The 16,745-nt window shown below is 71.6% G+C and carries 15 protein-coding genes and 1 pseudogene; 6 read left to right on the plus strand and 10 right to left on the minus strand.

Going from position 1 to position 16,745, the window contains the following annotated elements:
• Window positions 1–89: 89 nt before the first annotated feature.
• Window positions 90–2,051 (minus strand): ATP-binding cassette domain-containing protein, encoded by a 1,962-nt coding sequence (locus AC27L3_RS23755; RefSeq protein ID WP_487236081.1) that lies wholly within the window; start codon window positions 2,049–2,051, stop codon window positions 90–92.
• A gap of 242 nt (window positions 2,052–2,293) precedes the next feature.
• On the opposite strand from AC27L3_RS23755, the gene AC27L3_RS23760 reads away from it, so the two are divergent.
• Entirely contained in the window at window positions 2,294–2,524 is a 231-nt protein-coding gene (locus tag AC27L3_RS23760; RefSeq protein WP_487236082.1) for a hypothetical protein, read from the plus strand.
• A 104-nt stretch (window positions 2,525–2,628) separates the two neighbouring features.
• On the opposite strand, the gene AC27L3_RS23765 is transcribed toward AC27L3_RS23760, so the two are convergent.
• From AC27L3_RS23765 to AC27L3_RS23800, 8 genes are all read right to left on the minus strand, one after another.
• Window positions 2,629–3,060 (minus strand): pyridoxamine 5'-phosphate oxidase family protein, encoded by a 432-nt coding sequence (locus tag AC27L3_RS23765; protein WP_487236083.1) that lies wholly within the window; start codon window positions 3,058–3,060, stop codon window positions 2,629–2,631.
• Entirely contained in the window at window positions 3,057–4,751 is a 1,695-nt protein-coding gene (locus tag AC27L3_RS23770) for a SulP family inorganic anion transporter (protein ID WP_487236084.1), read from the minus strand. The genes AC27L3_RS23765 and AC27L3_RS23770 overlap by 4 nt, the downstream gene beginning before the upstream one ends.
• A gap of 29 nt (window positions 4,752–4,780) precedes the next feature.
• The gene (locus tag AC27L3_RS23775; protein WP_487236085.1) at window positions 4,781–5,122 is read right to left on the minus strand and encodes an ArsR/SmtB family transcription factor; all 342 of its coding nucleotides are present in this window, start codon (window positions 5,120–5,122) and stop codon (window positions 4,781–4,783) included.
• A 135-nt stretch (window positions 5,123–5,257) separates the two neighbouring features.
• On the minus strand, window positions 5,258–5,782 hold the full coding sequence (locus AC27L3_RS23780; protein WP_487236086.1) for a hypothetical protein: 525 nt from the start codon (window positions 5,780–5,782) through the stop codon (window positions 5,258–5,260).
• 25 nt (window positions 5,783–5,807) lie between these two features.
• Window positions 5,808–7,490 carry an aa3-type cytochrome oxidase subunit I gene (gene ctaD / locus AC27L3_RS23785; protein ID WP_487236087.1) on the minus strand — a complete coding sequence of 561 codons (1,683 nt, stop codon included), beginning with the start codon at window positions 7,488–7,490 and terminating at the stop codon, window positions 5,808–5,810.
• Between the two features lie 87 nt (window positions 7,491–7,577).
• A complete protein-coding gene (gene pflB, locus AC27L3_RS23790) occupies window positions 7,578–9,662 on the minus strand; it encodes a formate C-acetyltransferase (protein WP_487236088.1) in 2,085 nt (694 codons plus the stop codon).
• A 51-nt stretch (window positions 9,663–9,713) separates the two neighbouring features.
• The gene (locus AC27L3_RS23795) at window positions 9,714–10,586 is read right to left on the minus strand and encodes a universal stress protein (protein ID WP_487236089.1); all 873 of its coding nucleotides are present in this window, start codon (window positions 10,584–10,586) and stop codon (window positions 9,714–9,716) included.
• Between the two features lie 141 nt (window positions 10,587–10,727).
• The gene (locus AC27L3_RS23800) at window positions 10,728–11,294 is read right to left on the minus strand and encodes an Rv1733c family protein (protein ID WP_487236090.1); all 567 of its coding nucleotides are present in this window, start codon (window positions 11,292–11,294) and stop codon (window positions 10,728–10,730) included.
• A gap of 239 nt (window positions 11,295–11,533) precedes the next feature.
• On the opposite strand from AC27L3_RS23800, the gene AC27L3_RS23805 reads away from it, so the two are divergent.
• Window positions 11,534–12,310: a DUF6544 family protein gene (locus AC27L3_RS23805; protein WP_487236091.1), complete on the plus strand. Its 777-nt coding sequence runs from the start codon at window positions 11,534–11,536 to the stop codon at window positions 12,308–12,310.
• 28 nt (window positions 12,311–12,338) lie between these two features.
• Here the strand turns inward: AC27L3_RS23805 and AC27L3_RS23810 are convergent.
• Window positions 12,339–12,470: pseudogene (locus AC27L3_RS23810) on the minus strand (hemin transporter); the annotation flags it as partial.
• Between the two features lie 197 nt (window positions 12,471–12,667).
• Between AC27L3_RS23810 and AC27L3_RS23815 the strand changes: the two are divergent.
• The 4 genes from AC27L3_RS23815 (at window position 12,668) to AC27L3_RS23830 (ending at window position 16,730) form a co-directional block, all read left to right on the plus strand.
• Window positions 12,668–13,003, plus strand: a complete 336-nt coding sequence (locus AC27L3_RS23815) for a hypothetical protein (protein WP_487236092.1) — start codon at window positions 12,668–12,670, stop codon at window positions 13,001–13,003.
• A gap of 110 nt (window positions 13,004–13,113) precedes the next feature.
• Complete coding sequence (locus AC27L3_RS23820) at window positions 13,114–13,902, plus strand: HAD family hydrolase (protein ID WP_487236093.1); 789 nt, start codon at window positions 13,114–13,116, stop codon at window positions 13,900–13,902.
• Window positions 13,903–14,250: 348 nt separating this feature from the next.
• Entirely contained in the window at window positions 14,251–15,543 is a 1,293-nt protein-coding gene (locus AC27L3_RS23825) for a polyprenyl synthetase family protein (protein ID WP_487236094.1), read from the plus strand.
• Complete coding sequence (locus AC27L3_RS23830; protein ID WP_487236138.1) at window positions 15,453–16,730, plus strand: cytochrome P450; 1,278 nt, start codon at window positions 15,453–15,455, stop codon at window positions 16,728–16,730. Before AC27L3_RS23825 ends, AC27L3_RS23830 begins: the two co-directional genes overlap by 91 nt.
• Window positions 16,731–16,745 lie beyond the last annotated feature (15 nt).

Below are 16,745 nucleotides of genomic sequence, written 5' to 3' on the forward strand. Positions count from 1 at the left end.
CTATCCTGTCACCTCTCCCGCCCCACCCGTGCCGCCCCCCACACGCCGTGCCCACGGGGAAGCGCTGGTGAACGCAGGAGCAACGACCCTCACGGCGCTTCTTCGGCTCCCGCCGCCGCCCGGTAGGCGGTGGCCTGGAGGGTGAACAGCTGGGCGTACTCCCCGGGTTCACCGCTGCCGTTCCGGCGGGACATCAAGGTGCGGTGGTCGCCGGACTCGACGATGCGCCCGTCGCGGAAGACGTAGATCATGTCGCATGCGGTCACGCTGGCCAGCCGGTGCGAGATCAGGACGGTGATGCGGTCCGGGCGGCGCCGGCCGTGCAGGACGGCCTCGTAGACCGCGTGCTCGGCGCGGGCGTCCATGCTGGCCGTCGGCTCGTCCAGCACCAGCATCGCGGCGTCCTGGTACAGGCCCCGGGCCACGGCCACCTTCGCCCAGTTGCCGCCGGACAACTCCTGGCCGCCCTTGAAGCGCTTGGACAGCGGAGTGGCCCACTGCTGCGGCAGACCGGCGATGACACGATCCGCGCCCGACTCCCGCACCGCCGCAAGAGCCCGCTGCGGATCGGCCTCGGTGATGCTCCCCGCGCCGATCGTGACGTTGGCCAGCGCCGACAGCGGCCAGGCGACCGGATCCTGCAGCACCATGGCGACCTGCGCCTGGATGCTCTCGGCGTCGACCTCCCGCACCTCCACGTCGTCCCAGCAGATTCTGCCCTTGGTCGGCGTGTACAGCCCGGCCAGCAGCTTGGCCATCGTCGACTTGCCCGACCCGTTCGCCCCGACGAAGGCCACCGTGGAACCCGCCGTCAGCGTCATCGACACCCCGCGCAGCGCGTCCCGGCCCGCCTCGGGGTAGGTGTAGTGGACGTCGCTGACGGTGATGGTCTTCACACGGTCCGCCAGGCGCCTGCCCGTCCGGTGCGGCTGCAGGGCGCGGCAGCGCTCCAGATGCCGCTCCAGGTCGTCGATCCACAGGGCGTGCTCGTAGATCTGGTGCATGGCCAGCACGACGCTCACCAGCGTGCCCCGGCTGGAGCGGATCGCCAGGAACGCCCCGCCGCCCGCCGCCAGCGGCAGCCACCCCGTCGCCGTCATCCACCCCAGCACCGCATACGTGGCACCGACCGCCAGGCCGCCCACCGCCCGGCCGCCCAGGGAGACGTTCGCCTCCTGCCGGCCCAGCCGGGCGTCCTCCGCCTCGATCCGCCGCGCGAAACGCTCGTGCTCCTCCAGCAGCGCCTGCTGCGCCGTGGAGGCGCGCACCTCCGGCGCGGAGTCGCGGTCGAGGAGCAGCCAGGTGAACATGCGGATACGGCGCTGAAGGGTGCTGTAGCGGCTGTGGGAGAGGAACTGCGCCCGCGCCGAGCGCACCGCCGCATACCCCTGAGGAACCACGGACAGCACCAGAAGGGGCAGCAGCAAGGGATGCAGCACGGCCAGGACGCCGGCGGACCCGATCAGCCCCAGTACGGCGTGCGCGAGCGAGACCAGCTGCGGAACCGCCTGCCGCATGTAGTACAGACCACGGTCGTTGGCCTTGTTCGCCTCGTCCGCGAAGGCGGCATCGTCCACCGCCTCCAGGCGCACGTGGCAGTTCAGCCGCAAGAACTCCTCCTCCACCGCGCGCCGGACCTTCGGCGTGAGCACCGCCTGCCCCCGCGCGACACCGAAGTCGAGCAGGCCCTGCGCCGCCAGCAGCCCGGCGACCAGTACGAGGGACGGCAGGGCGTGGTGGATGCGCTCGGAGGTCGCGCCCTGCGCGAAGAGCGCCGAGAGCACCTGCACGGAGGCCAGCAGCCCGAAGGCGCTCATCAGCGACGAGGCGAGCTGCAGCACCACGACCGCGACCGTGGCCCGCGCATCGGCCCGGTAGGCCAGAGCGAGCACCCGGCGGCAGATCGCCGGCAGCCGGACGAGGATCCGCCCCACGCTGGTGCGGGCGGCCTCACCGTCCCACTGCATCCAGTACGCACTCTTCAGCTCGTCGCCGACCTCCTCGCCCTCCGGCGCCGCCGCGGCCCTGGCCGGAGGCGGCGGCAACGACACGTCCCGGCTCAGACGAGGACCGGGGACTTCTGCCCCATGATGGTTCTGCGACCTGTCGCTGTCCGTGTCACTCAACCGCGCTCTCCCTCACCCTCGTAGATGGCCCCAGCACGCGTGGGCAGCTCCCACGCGAGCATGCCCGTGCCTGCGGCGGTGATGTACTGCCGGCCATCGGCAGCGCACTCCAGCCGGTACGTCTCCGGTCGCCCGGCGCGCGTACACCGCGGGCATGTGCGCCGTCCATGCAAGCGACTCAGGACCGCATCGAGGTCTGCCTGGCCGCCGACGAGGTCGACCCCGGCATCGCCTTCGCGGGGCCCACCCGCACCGTCACCCTGCTCAGCCGCGAAGGCGCCTACCGGGTCCGCCGCGGCCCGCGCCTTCACCCACCTCGTCCACGACCACGTCACAGCCCGCGCCTGCACCCCCGCCTGAACCACACCCCACAACGTGCCGGCCCCGCCTGCATTTGAGGCAGGCGGGGCCGGCACGTTGCGGGCGGACCACCGGTTCCACGGCGAAGCCGGCCCGGCACACCCCGGCTGGGGCGATGCGCCGTGGTGTCGTCCGCTACCGGTCAAGGTGCCGTCGGCCGCGACGTGGTGGCGTGGGCGAAGCGGAAGCCGGTGAGGGTCTGCGGATGGATGCGCAGCAAGGTGTCGTGCGGGCCGTGGGCCCAGGCGGGGAGAGTGCGGCGGTAGTGGGCGGCTTCGTCGGGGTCGGCGACGACTTCGGCCGGTCCGCAGGCCGTCACGGCCCAGCCGGTTCCGGTCGTGGGGTGGAGGTGGTCGCTGTGGTAGGTGAGGGTGACGCGGCCGGCGAGTGCGGTGCCGGGGAGGGGAGCGCGCACGACGAGGCGCCCGTACTCCAGGACGTGCGAGGCCGGCCGCACGGCGATCGCGTCCCGCTGCTGGTGCACCAGGCGCCCCTGGGAGGCGCCGCCGAGCAGGTACCAGCTCTCCTCGGCGGAGACCTCGATCACGCGGCGGAGCGGCGGTGGGGTGGTCATCGGGGTGGCTCCTCGGTGGTCACGGTCGCGGTGGCCGGGGCGGTGAGGACCCCGGCGCCGTGCAGGTGGGCCCGGGCGGCGGCGATGGCCTCGGGTGTGGTGGCATGGTCGCCGCCGTCCTTGCGGAGCAGGGCCAGGGCGCCGACGGAGTCGAGGACCTGGCGCTGGCCGGGGCGGATGCCGGAGGCCAGGACGGTGATGCCGCGCCGGTGGAGCTTGGTGACCGCGTCCTTGAGCACGAGGGCGCCGGTGGCGTCCATGGTGGTCACGCGGGACATGCGCAGGATCACCACCCGCACGTCGGCGACCTCGGACAGCTCCAGCAGGAAGCGGTGGGCGGCGGCGAAGAACAGCGGTCCGTCGATGCGGTACGCCACGATGTGCTCGGCGAGCAGCGCGTACTCCTCGGCCCTGTGATCGTCGGACGCGTCCGCTTTGAGCGGCACCTGGTCCAGGCGGGCCTGCCGGGCCACGGCCCGCAGGGCGAGCGCGCCGGCCACGAGCAGGCCGATGACGACCGCGTACACCAGGTCGAGGGCCAGGGTGGCCGCGGCGGTCAGGGTCAGGACCAGGGCGTCGGAGCGGGTGGCGCGGGCCATCGCCCGCAGGCTGCCGACCTCGACCATCCGGATCGCGGTCGCGATCAGCACGCCGGCCAGGGCGGCGAGGGGGATGCGGGAGACCAGCGGTGCGGCGGCGAAGACGATGACCGCGAGGACGGCCGCGTGCGTGAGGGAGGCGAGGCGCGAACCGGCGCCGGTACGGACGTTGACGGCGGTTCGGGCTATGGCGCCGGTGGCCGGCACGCCGCCGAACAAGGGGGCGGCCAGGTTGGCGATGCCCTGCCCGAACAGCTCCCGGTCCGGGTCGTGCTTCTGTCCCACCGTCATGCCGTCCGCCACGGACGCCGAGAGCAGCGACTCCAGCGCGGCCAGGGACGCCACCGCCACCGCGGGTACCAGGAGCGAGCCGAGCGCGCTCATGTCGAGGAAGCCGAGGGAGGGGGCGGGCAGCCCCGCCGGCAGGTCCCCGATCGGCCGGGCCCCGTCCAGGCCGAGGACCTGCGCCGCGATCGTCGCTGCGGTCACCGCGAGGATCGAGAAGGGGATCGTCGGCCGCCGGCGCGCGCCGGCCAGCATGACGGCGGCCACCGCGGCCGCCAGGGCGACGGCGGTCCAGTTCGGGGCCTTCACGAACGCCTCGACCGCGCGCCAGGTCACCACCAGGACCTTGTCGCCGTCGGGCTTGGCCACCCCCAGCGCGTTGGGCACCTGCTGGAGGCCGATCACGCAGGCGATGCCGAGCGTGAAGCCCTCGACCACGGGAGCCGGCACGTACTGCATGTAGCGTCCGGCGCGGGCGAGGGCCAGGGCGATCAGCAGCAGTCCGGCGAGCAGGCCGACGGTGAGGACGCCGCCGGGCCCGTACCGGGCGACGATCGGGACCAGGACGACGGTCATGGCCCCCGTGGGGCCGGACACCTGGAGGTTCGACCCGCCGAACAGTGCGGCCAGCGCGCCGGCGACCACCGCCGTGGCCAGCCCGGACTCCGCGCCGAGACCGGAGGAGACCCCGAAGCCCAGGGCGAGCGGCAGGGCGACGATCGCCACGGTCAGGCCGGCCAGGAGATCGCGCCGCGGCGCACGGCCCATGGCCGTCATGTCGGCACGGCCCGGCAGGAGGGTACGCATCCGGGACCACTGCCGGACGGCAAAGGAGCTCACTCTGTGCCGACCTCGGCTTCCCGCAGCTCTTCGAGCAGTTCGTTCTGCCCCGCGAGCATCTCGGTGAGGATGCGGCGGGCCGCGCGCATCAGCTCGGCGACGTCCCCGCCGGCCAGTTCGTAGACGACCGTGGAGCCGGTACGGGTGGAGGTGACGATGCCGGACCGGCGCAGCACCGCGAGCTGCTGCGACAGGGCCGCCGGTTCGATCTCGAGCGCGCCCAGCAGGTCCCGCACCGGCCGCGGCCCGTCCTGCAGCAGTTCGAGCACCCGGATGCGCACCGGGTGCCCCAGCATCCGGAAGAACTCGGCCTTCGCCTGATACAGCGGAACCGGCACGGAACCCCAGCCTTTCGTCTCATGGCTCCCGCGGCTGCCCGCGGACATCGCCGACAACATCATGTAGTGAATTGCAGAATTCTGCAATTCACTACATGATCCATGCCGGATCCGGGTCGGCCGGGGGCGGTCGCCTCAGGAGTGCGGCCCTCGGCCGGGGCGTGCGCGAGCAGCCGCGGTCGCCAAGGCCGCTCCCGTGACGGTCAGGGCGGTCGCCACCGCGGTCGTGGCGTCGGCGAGCAGCAAAAGGGCCGCTCCGGCGGCCGAGGCGAGAGCCGCCCCGCACAGGATCCACACGAGGAAGGCCCGCGGGGACGCCCCGGTGCCGGCCCCGGGCGGAGTGTGGCCCAGGGCCGCCCAGCAGGCACGCGTCTCCCGTCGTTCCGCGCGGTGGTGCGCGCCGGCCCGCAGTCGCAGGAGCACCGTGGCCGCGGCGCCGACGCCGGCCACGGCGAAGAGCGCCTGACGGGGCCCGGGCACGCACATGAGCACGGTGACCAGCAGGCACGTCGTCCATCCGGTCAGGCAGGCCCGGGCGGCGAGCCGCCGGGAGGACGGCCGGTCGTCGCCGGCCCGCAGATCGGCGACGGCCGGCAGGTACCAGGTGCAGCCGGAGGCGCACAGCACCGCCCCTGCGAGTGCCAGGACGACGTCGGACATGCGCAGTCTCCTCGGAGGATCGATCTCAGGGGCGGGCGGGCTCGAGTTCGGCGACCTCGGGATGGTGCAGGTCGAACGCCGGGGACTCGGAGCGGATGCGCGGCAGGGAGGCGAAGTTGTGCCGGGGCGGTGGGCAGGAGGTGGCCCACTCCAGCGAGCGGCCGTAGCCCCAGGGGTCGTCGACCTCGACCTTCCTGCCGTACTTGGCGGTCTTCCAGACGTTGTAGAAGAACGGCAGGAAGGACAGACCGAGCAGGAACGAGCCGATCGTCGACACCGTGTTCAGTGCGGTGAAGCCGTCGGAGGCGAGGTAGTCGGCGTAGCGGCGCGGCATGCCCTCGGCGCCCAGCCAGTGCTGGACGAGGAAGGTGCAGTGGAAGCCCACCGTGAGCGTCCAGAACGTGACCTTGCCCAGTCGCTCGTCGAGCATCTTCCCCGTGAACTTCGGCCACCAGAAGTGGAAGCCGGCGAACATCGCGTAGACGACGGTGCCGAAGAGCGTGTAGTGGAAGTGCGCGACGACGAAGTACGAGTCGGAGACGTGGAAGTCCAGTGGGGGCGCGGCCAGGATGACGCCGGTCAGACCGCCGAAGACGAAGGTGAGCAGGAATCCGGTGGTCCACAGCATCGGGGTCTCGAAGGACAGCGAGCCCTTCCACAGGGTGCCGATCCAGTTGAAGAACTTCACGCCGGTCGGCACGGCGATGAGGAAGGTCATGAAGGCGAAGAACGGCAGCAGGACGCCGCCGGTGACGTACATGTGGTGGGCCCATACCGTCACCGACAGGCCGGCGATGGAGATGGTGGCCGCGATCAGGCCCCAGTAGCCGAACATCGGCTTGCGGGAGAAGACCGGGATGATCTCGGAGACGATGCCGAAGAACGGCAGCGCCAGGACGTAGACCTCTGGGTGGCCGAAGAACCAGAACAGGTGCTGCCACAGCAGCGCGCCGCCGTTGGCGGGGTCGAAGACGTGCGAGCCGAATTTGCGGTCCATTTCCAGGGCGAACAGGGCTGCCGCCAGGACGGGGAAGACCAGCAGGATGAGCAGCGCGGTCAGCAGCACGTTCCAGGTGAAGATCGGCATCCGGAACATGGTCATGCCGGGTGCGCGCATGCAGATGATCGTGGTGATGAAGTTGACGGCGCCCAGGATGGAACCGAAGCCGGACAGCGCCACACCCATGATCCACATGTCGGCGCCGACCCCGGGGGAGTGCACCGAGTCCGACAGCGGCGCGTACGCGAACCAGCCGAAGTCCGCCGCGCCCTGCGGGGTCAAAAATCCGCAGGCCGCTATCAGCGAGCCGAACAGGAACAGCCAGAAGGCCAGCATGTTCAGCCGGGGGAAGGCCACGTCGGGCGCGCCGATCTGCAGTGGCATGAGCCAGTTGGCGAATCCGGTGAACAGCGGCATCGCAAAGAGCAGCAGCATGATCGAGCCGTGCATCGTGAACGCCTGGTTGAACTGCTCGTTCGACATGATCTGCATGCCGGGACGGGCCAGTTCCGCCCGCATCAGCAGCGCCATGAGGCCACCGACGACGAAGAACACGAACGCCGCGACGAGGTAGAGCGTTCCGATCTTCTTGTGGTCGGTGGTCGTCAGCCACTCCACCACCGTGCTGCGGGGCGCCACGGCGGCCCCTTCGCCGGCCTGGGGGCGCCCCTGTGCGGGCTCCCTCCCCTTCGTACCCACCGTGTCCACTGCTGGGGGACCTCCGCTCGCATGGTGCTGAAGACAACGGCCGCGAAGGACTCGGTGAGGGGGAGCCATGACTCTTCCCGGCCGCCGTCACATGATCAACCGCGCCGGAAGGGGGCCGGATGAGGCGAAAAGTCCTTCGAGCAGGGGCCGATGGTCCCGGCCGGTCCCGCCCGGAGCAGGGAGGGCCGGTACGGCGAGGGCCTGGTCGTAGGGCAGTTTGGCCACCGAGAGGGCGGAGGCCGCCATGCCGTGGCGGTCCCGGCCGTTCATGGGGTTGGCGCCGGGCGCGAAGGGAGCACCCGCCCGCCGCCCGTCGGGGGTGTTGCCGGTGTGCTTGCCGTAGACGACGTTGGAGGTGATGGTGAGCACCGACTGGGTGTGCTCGGCACCGCGGTACGTGGGGTGCCGGCGGATTTTGGCCATGAACGAGGCGACGAGGTCGCAGGCGAGGCAATCCGCGCGCTCGTCGTTGTTGCCGTAGGCCGGGTACTCGCCTTCCACCTCGTAGTCGACCGCAAGGCCGGTACTGTCGCGGATCACCCGCACCCGCGCGTGCCTGACGGCCGAGAGGCTGTCGGCGGCCACCGACAGGCCGGCGATGCCGCAGGCCATGGTGCGCCGCACGGGGTGGTCGTGCAGGGCCATCTCCAGCCGCTCGTAGGCGTACTTGTCGTGCATGTAGTGGATGACGTTGAGCGCGTCGACGTACGTCCCCGTCAGCCAGTCCAGCATCCGGTCGTACGCCGCGCGCAGCTCCTCGTAGTCCAGGTACTCGCCGGTCAGAGGTGGGCAGGGCGGAGCGATCTGCTCGCCGGTCCTCTCGTCCCGGCCGCCGTTGATCGCGTACAGCAGTGCCTTGGCGAGGTTGACCCGCGCGCCGAAGAACTGCATCTGCTTGCCCACCGTCATGGCCGACACGCAGCAGGCGATGGCGGTGTCGTCGCCGGTGCGCGGCCGCATCAGGTCGTCCGACTCGTACTGGATGGAGCTGGTGTCGATGGAGACCTGGGCGCAGTAGCGCTTGAAGCCCTCGGGCAGCGCCGGCGACCACAGAACCGTCAGGTTCGGCTCGGGGGCCGGGCCGAGGTTGTACAGGGTGCGCAGGAAGCGGAAGGAGGTGCGGGTGACCAGGGGCCGGCCGTCGGTCCCGATGCCGCCGATCGTCTCCGTCACCCAGGTCGGGTCACCGGAGAACAGCTCGTCGTACTCCGGCGTGCGCAGGAAGCGCACGATCCGCAGCTTGATCACGAAGTCGTCGACGAGCTCCTGGGCGTGGCTCTCGTCGATGCGGCCTTCCGTCAGGTCGCGTTCGAGATACACGTCGAGGAACGTCGACGTGCGGCCCAGGGACATGGCCGCGCCGTTCTGCTCCTTGACCGCCGCCAGGTAGCCCAGGTACAGCCACTGCACGGCCTCGTGGGCGGTGACGGCGGGGCGGGAGACGTCGCAGCCGTAGCCGGCCGCCATGCCCTTCAGCTCCTGAAGCGCCCGCAGCTGCTCGGCGAGCTCCTCGCGGTCGCGGATGACGTCCTCGGTGGACGGCACGCCGTCCAGCCGTGCCCGCTCGGCCCGCTTGGCCTCGATGAGCCGGTCCACTCCGTACAGCGCCACCCGGCGGTAGTCCCCGATGATGCGTCCCCGCCCGTAGGCGTCCGGGAGCCCGGTGATGATGCCCGCCTTGCGGGCCCGGCGCATCTCGGGGGTGTAGGCGTCGAAGACGCCGTCGTTGTGGGTCCTGCGGTAGGTGCCGAAGACCTTGGTGATGAACGGGTCGGGCTCGTAGCCGTAGGCGCGCAGGCCGTTCTCCACCATCCGCAGGCCGCCGTTGGGCATGATCGCGCGCTTGAGCGGGGCGTCGGTCTGCAGGCCGACGATCAGCTCGCGGTCCCGGTCGATGTATCCGGGGCGGTGCGAGGTGATGGTCGAGGGCGTCGCGGAGTCGACGTCGAGGATTCCCTTGCGCCGTTCCTCCGGGAACAGCGCGGTGACGCGGCTCCACACGGCGCGGGTCCGTTCGGTCGGGCCCGCCAGGAAGGAGGCGTCCCCCCGGTAGGGGGTGACGTTCGCCTGGATGAAGTCCCGTACGTCGATCCGCTCGCGCCAGTCCTGTCCGGCGAACCCGTGCCAGGCGCCGGCGGCGGCGTCGGCTGCGGGCTCGGTCACCACGGTCATCACTCTCTCCGATCGTTCAGGACGTTTGCTCGCCGGTCGGTTCTGCGAGGGTCACGCGTGAGGGACCACGGCGACGGGGCACAGCGCGTGGTGCAGCGCCGCGTGGGCGACCGACCCGAGCCGCCGGAGGTCGTGACTGCCGGGCAGGCGGCGTCCGACGACCATGAGGGCGGCGCCGGAGCCGTTGGAGAGCAGGACCTCCGCTGCGCTGCCGATCTCCACGTGCTCGACGACCTCGACCTGCGGGTACTTCTCCCGCCAGGGGCGCAGGGCCTCGGCCAGCCGCTCGCGTTCGAGCGCCTCCAGGCCACCGGCCTCATCGGCCAGGTACATCGAGCCCGGGCTCCAGGCGAAGACCGGTGGAACGGTCCAGGCCCGTACGGCCCGGACGCGCGCGTCGCGGGCCGCCGCTGCGGCGAAGGCGAACTCCAGCACCGGCCCGCCGGTCTCCTCCGTCTCCTGCACGCCCACGACCACCTCGTCCCTCGTCGGCCGGGGCTCGTCCGGGCGCGCGGGGCGCACCACGACCACCGGCCGCACCGCCTGGCGCAGCACCTTCAGGGAGACGGAGCCCAGGAGGTGGCCGACCACTGCTCCATGGCCCGGGGAACCGAGGACGAGCAGATCGGCCCGGGCCGCCTCGGCCAGCAGCGCAGGCACGGGATCGGCCGGAACCAGCTCGCTCGTCACCGTCAGGTCGGGGAACGCGGCGCTCAGCCTCTCCTGCGCCTCGCGCAGTGCTCCGGCAGCCCACTGCTGCTGCACGTCCGCGTCCGCGGCGACGGCCGCATCCAGTGGTTGCCACGTCCATGCGTGGACGAGCCGCAGTGCCGCGCCGCGGCGCGCGGCCTCGGCCGCCGCCCAGTCCGCTGCGGCGAGGCTGTGGTCCGTTCCGTCCAGTCCGACGGTGATCGTGCCGGGCATGAGAGCCTCCGGGGAAAGAGCCGATAGGGCAGGGATGATGCGCACCCTTGCCGAGACCACTGTCTGCCGGCGCCCTGCCACGCGGCGAGGGACCGAAGGTCCCCGGCACGGGGGCGAGCGTCCCTGCCCGGCCCGGTGCCGTCACCTGTGCAGCCGCTTCGACCAGAGCGGTTCCACGACCCGCCACTCGGCGGCCCACTGCTCGTACCGCTTGCGGTCGATCGCAGCGACGAGCCCGGCCCGGGCAGCGAGGTAGGCGAGCAACAGCACCAGGGCCGCCACCATGCCGGTGAAACAACCCGTGGTCAGCGCCTCCTGCCGGGTCGTCGGAGGCGGGACGATCCTGTCCTTCCCGTCCACCCACACCTGGACCGCTGCGCCCTGCGCGGTGTCGCCGGGGACGTCGGCGAGGCCGAGGTGGGGGACACCCCGGGCGTCGGTCCAGCGGACCTGCGCCCACTGGCCGCCGAACCCGGAGGAGGTCCCCTGCACCTCGGTGGCCGCGTGCGCGGTGACCTGGTGCCTGGCGGCCGACTGCTCCACCGCCGTCCGTATCGCGGCGGCATGGGTGCTCCTGCCCACCAGGAACGGGACGACGGCCAGGGCGAGGACGAGAAGGATCAACAGACAGGCGCAGAGCCGGTCCTGGTACCGGTCGCAGGGGCGCCGCATCCGGTGGTGCCGGCGGGACGTGCGGTGCGTTGTCATGGTGTGCCTCCGCGAGCGGGAATCCGTACGGCTCAGCGCGTTCCTCCCACCGTCGGATCCCCGGCGAGCCGCAGTCACGGGGTCGAAGGTCCCGCGGATGCCGACGGACGCCGGGCCCGAGGGGGACCGAACGGCGGCGGTCGCCTCCCGGTGCCGTTCGGCCCTGGCGCCAGCCGCGGGAGAGAGCCAATGTCGGTGGCGTGGGCCCGGCGGACGGAACCGGGCCCGGGGAGGTCGTGATGACCGGATGCCTTCCACTGCCCCGGCGGGTACGGCGGGAGTGGGCCGCCCTGGCCGCCCCCACGGCGTCACCGGCCCGGTTCACCCCGGACATGACCGACGGTCTGCCGTCGCCCGTGCGGAGGTGGCTGGCCCGCGCCATCGCACCGGGCGCGCCCCTGCTGCAAGCGGTCGAGCTGGTCATGCACGGCGAGATCCGGATGGGCACCTGGCGGCGCTTCGGTGCCCACCAGGTGCTCGCGCCGCCGCGGGGGCTGATCTGGGCGGCCGGGTCGCGCCTCGCGGGACTGCCCGTCAGCGGCTTCGACCGCTACAGCAGCAGCACCGGCGAGATGCGATGGCGGCTGCTGCACGCCGTGCCCGTCATGTCCGGCTCCGGCCCCGACATCACCCGCAGTGCGGCCGGCCGCCTGGCCTGTGAATTCCCCCTCGTGCCGCCAGTGGCCCTGGGGCCGGCGGTGCGCTGGGAGCCGGTCGATGAGCAGCAGACGGTGGCGCACATCCGCATAGGTGTGGAGGAATACCAGCAGGACTTCGCCGTCACCCTGCGCGTGTCGCCTTCCGGCCGCCTGGAGTCGGTCGCCGTGCCCCGGTGGGGGAACCCCGATCGGCGCGGGTACGCGGAACACCCCTTCGGCGCCGTCTTCGAGGGGGAGACCCGCTTCGGTGCGTTCACGCTGCCGCGCACCATCCGTGCCGGCTGGTGGTTCGGCACCGACCGGTGGCCCGAAGGGGAGTTCATCCGCTTCACCCTCGACGAGGCCGCGCACCGCTGACGGCGGTAGGCGGCCGCGCACGGGGCCTTCACGCGGTGGCGTCGGCCAGCCACAGGTCGGGGCCGAAGACCTCGTACGTGATGTCACGCGCCGGCACCCCGACGCGGAGCAGCTCGTCGCGGACAGCGCGCATGAACGGCAGGGGGCCGCACAGGTAGACGCGCGCGTTCTTCGGCAGGTCGCCGTCGTCGAGGCTCATGAATCCGGTCGGGGCCGTCGGCTCCTCGGCGCCGGGACGCTCGTACGAACGGTTCCCGGCCAACTCCGTTCCGGCGGGACTGCAGCCCTGTCCGGTGGGGCACCCGGGAGTAACGTTCCCTTCCGCATTGATCGAACAGAACATCGACAGGAGGGCACATGAAAATCCGCTTCCGGGCCGCAACCGTGGGCATGGTGCTCGCCCTGGCGGGTGCGGGTGCCGTGACCGGCGCAGCGCCCGCTTCCGCCTCGACTTCCGGCACCACCGCCACGTCGTCCTTCTCCTGCGATGCGTGGCACTACCAGAGGGGCAGCCGTGGGCACGGCGCATCGATCACGTGCCACGGCAGTGCGTTCACCGGGTACGTCGTCTGTCACCAACCCGACGGCTTCGTCTACCTCGGCTTCGGCAACCGCGCGCGTTCCGGTGGCACCTCGACCGCCTGGTGCGAGCTGAATGCGGAGGTCGTGGAGGCGGGGGCCTTCCCGGTCTGACCGGGCAGGGTACGCGGCCGGACGGCGGGAGGCACGGGCCCTGTGGCCCATGGGCCACAGGGACGCCATGCCCTGTGATGGGTGCCGTCAGCGACTTGAGGAGGCAGCCGATGCGCCCGCTCGCCCGTGTACCCGACCACGCTTGCCCGGTCCTGCCCCCGCGCATCCGCGCGGTCGTCCTCGACGCCGACTCGGTCGTCACCGACCTCGTACACGTGCAGGCGGCCACCTGGACCTACGTCCTGGACGAGTACCTGTGCACGCACGCACCGGGTTCGGGGGCGGCGGGCCCCGATCCGCAGACGGAGGTGGCGCGGTTCCTGGACGGGAGCCACCTGCTGAGCGCGGTGACCTCGTTCCTCGAAGCACGGGGACTACCGGTGGGCGGTTACGACGCAGCCGCGCGGATCACGCACGGCCTCGCCGTCCACCAGCAGGAGATGCTCCGCAGGTACCTGCACCACTACGGCATCGGCATCCGGCGGGGAACCGTCGAACTCCTCACGGCGCTGCACGCCCGGGGCATCGCCTGCGCCGCCGTGTCGGGCACCGCCCGCGCCCGTGGTCTGCTCGCCGCACGAGGAGTGCTGCCCCTGCTGGACGTGGTGCTCGACGGGGACGACCGGACCCGCCTGCGCCTGCCCGCGCGACCGGACCCGGCACTGCTGCACCACGCCGCCCGGCTGCTGGGCGCCGGCCCCCATGGGACGGCCGTGGTGGACGCCTGCCCGTACGGGGTCGCAGCCGCCGCACGGGCGGGCTTCGGCCACGTCGTCGGGCTCACGCCCGCCGGGGACGTCCGGCGGATGACGCAGATGTTCCGCCACGGTGCCGACGTGGTGGTGCACGGTCTCGACGAGCTGGCCGCGATGTCCGCAGTGGCGGGCGCCGTGGCCTGACCTCCAGTGGTTCGGCGACCGCTCTACGACCAGGTCCAGTCGGTGATTTCGGGCATGTCGGTGCCGTGGGCCCGTGCCCAGGCGTGGTGGCGGGTGCGGGCGTCCGCCGGGGAAGGAGTCATGCCAGGCCCCCGAGCGGGGCGAGGGCCGCCCGGAAGCCGGTCCCGGGACCTTCGGCCCGTCATCCCACCGGCCGACCGGAAGCTTTGCCTCACATCAGGGCGCGTTGTGGCTCGGGAGAGGCCGGTGTGCGCTTCCGTGCGCCGGGGTTGCGCCTCTTCGCGCTGTAGCGGATGGCTCCCACCCTGATGCCCACCGAGCCAGGACATCAGCGGAAGGCAGCCTCTCATGACCTCGCCCACAGCTTGCTCCACAAGCCGGGTGGACCTGCCGGGCATTCACCAGGCCGTCGATGCCTGCCTGCGAGGTTTCCTCGACGACAAGGCGCGCGCTGCCACCGCCCAGTACCTGCCGACAGAAGTCGTGGCGATCCTCGGGGAGTTCGTCCTGGGCGGCGGCAAGCGGCTGCGCCCCTTGCTGTGCGCGTGCGGCTGGTATGCCGCCGGCGGTACGGGTGACGACACGGCGGTGATCAAAGTGGCCGCCTCACTGGAGGTGTTCCACGCCTTCACCCTCATCCACGACGACGTCATGGACCGCTCCGCCATCCGCCGCGGTCGCCCGACGGTGCACCGTGCCTTCACCCACCGCCTGCGCCCCGGCCGCTCCCGCGAGGTGGCCGAACGCCTGGGCTCCGCAGCCGCCGTGCTCCTGGGAGACCTCGCCCTGGCCTGGTCCGACGAAATCCTGCACACCGCCGCTCTGCCACCCGCCCGTCTGGCATTTCTCTGGCCGGTGATCGACGCGATGCGCACAGAGGTGATGTACGGCCAGTACCTCGACCTGATGACCACGGGGGATTTCAGCGGCGGCATCGAGGTCCCGCTGAAGGTGATCCGCTACAAGACCGCCAAATACACGGTGGAACGCCCCCTGCACATCGGCGCCACCGTCGCCGGTGCAGGACCCGGCACTCTGGACGTCCTGAGCGCCTACGCCGTGCCACTGGGCGAGGCGTTCCAGCTGCGCGACGACCTGCTCGGTGTCTTCGGAGCCACCGAGGCGACCGGCAAATCCCCCGTGGACGACCTGAGGGAGGGCAAGCACACCGTCCTGCTTGCCCTCGCGCTGCGCAATGCCGATGCGGCGCAGCGGGAAACACTGCGGCGACTGACCGGCAGCCCGCGCCTCGGCGAAGAGGGTGCCGAGCGCATCCGCGCCATCCTCACCGCCACCGGCGCGCGCCCAGGTCGAGGACCTGATCAAAGCCCGCCGCAGACAGGCATGCCAGGCCCTTCGCCGGGGCGGCTTGCCCGCGTCCGCGGTACGGGCCCTGCGCCGGCTCGCCGATGCCGCCACCGCCAGGGACTCGTGAAACGTCGCTCCACGATGCGAAAGGAGGAGACCGGATGTCAGCGAAGGCACCCGAGACCCGCTCGGCGATGTTGGTCGAGGTACCCGGAGCTCCTGTCGTCGGGCATGTACTGCAGTTGCTCCGGGACCCCCTGGGGTTCATCGGCAAGGTGCATCAGCAAGGCGATATCGCCCTCATCCGGCTCGGTCGGCGTCCGGTCTATGTGATCAACGCCCCCGCGCTGGTGACACGCGTGCTGTTGCAGGACGCCGGACTCTACGCGCCGGGGCGTCAGTACGAGAAGGCCATGCCCACCGTGGGCGCGGGACTCGGAACGTCGTACGGCGAAGCGCAGCGGCGGGAGCGCAAGAGGCTCCAGCCTCATCTGCGGCAGTCCCACGTCGGCCGCTACACGGAGGACCTGTATCAGGTGGCGCGGAAACGGACAGGGACGTGGCGGGACGGTCAGACCGTCGACGTGAACGCGGCTTTCCGCACCATCACGTTGGAGAACCTCAACCGGACGCTTTTCGGCGAGAAGTTCACGGCAGCCGATGCCCAGGAGTTCTCCGAGACCTTTCCGGTCGTGATGGGTGGACTCCTCCCGAGGGCGTTGCTCCCTGGATGGGCGGCCAGGCTGCCCTTGCCGCCGAATCGCCGTTACGACACGGCAGCCGCCCGGATGGACGCCACCGTCCATCGTCTGATCAGCGCGGCCCGGTCCGGCGGCGACGATGACGGGACATTGCTGTCCGCGCTGGTGGGACACAGGGATCCGCTCACTCGCCAACCCCTCTCCGACAAGGAAATCCGCGACTATGTGATGGCCCTGATCTGGGGTGGAAGTGAGAGCGTTGCCACCACCATGAGCTGGGCCGTCCATCTCCTGGGGCGGCACCAGGACGTCCAGGCCCGGCTGTGCCAAGAAGTCGATGGGGTCCTGGACGCAGGACAGGCGGACGACCGCCGTGTGCAGCAACTGGGTTATGTACGGCGGGTGATCGACGAAACCTTGAGGATGTACCCCCCGTTCTACCTCAACTCCAAGCGTGTGGTGGCCGACACCGAACTGGGCGGAGTGCCGCTTCCCGCCGGCGCCATGGTCCTGCTGCCCTATCACGCGCTGCACAACAACCCGCTGCTGTTCGCCGACCCGGACCGGTTCGATCCCGACCGCTGGCTGCCCACGTGCCCGCGTCCGGTCAAAGGCTCCTACCTCCCCTTCAGCGAAGGCGGACGACGGTGCATCGGAGAGCACTACGGCATTCATGAAATCGCGGTCGTGCTCGCCGTGATTGCCGAGCGGTGGACCGTGCATCCGGCCCCGGGCAGCTCCGTCGTACTGCGCCCCGGCGTGTCCCTCTTCCCCGACAGGCTCCGAATGATCGTCCGCCGCCGTCACACGGAGCAATAAACCGTCTGACCCCCA

The organism is Streptomyces sp. PKA51, from assembly GCF_057552455.1.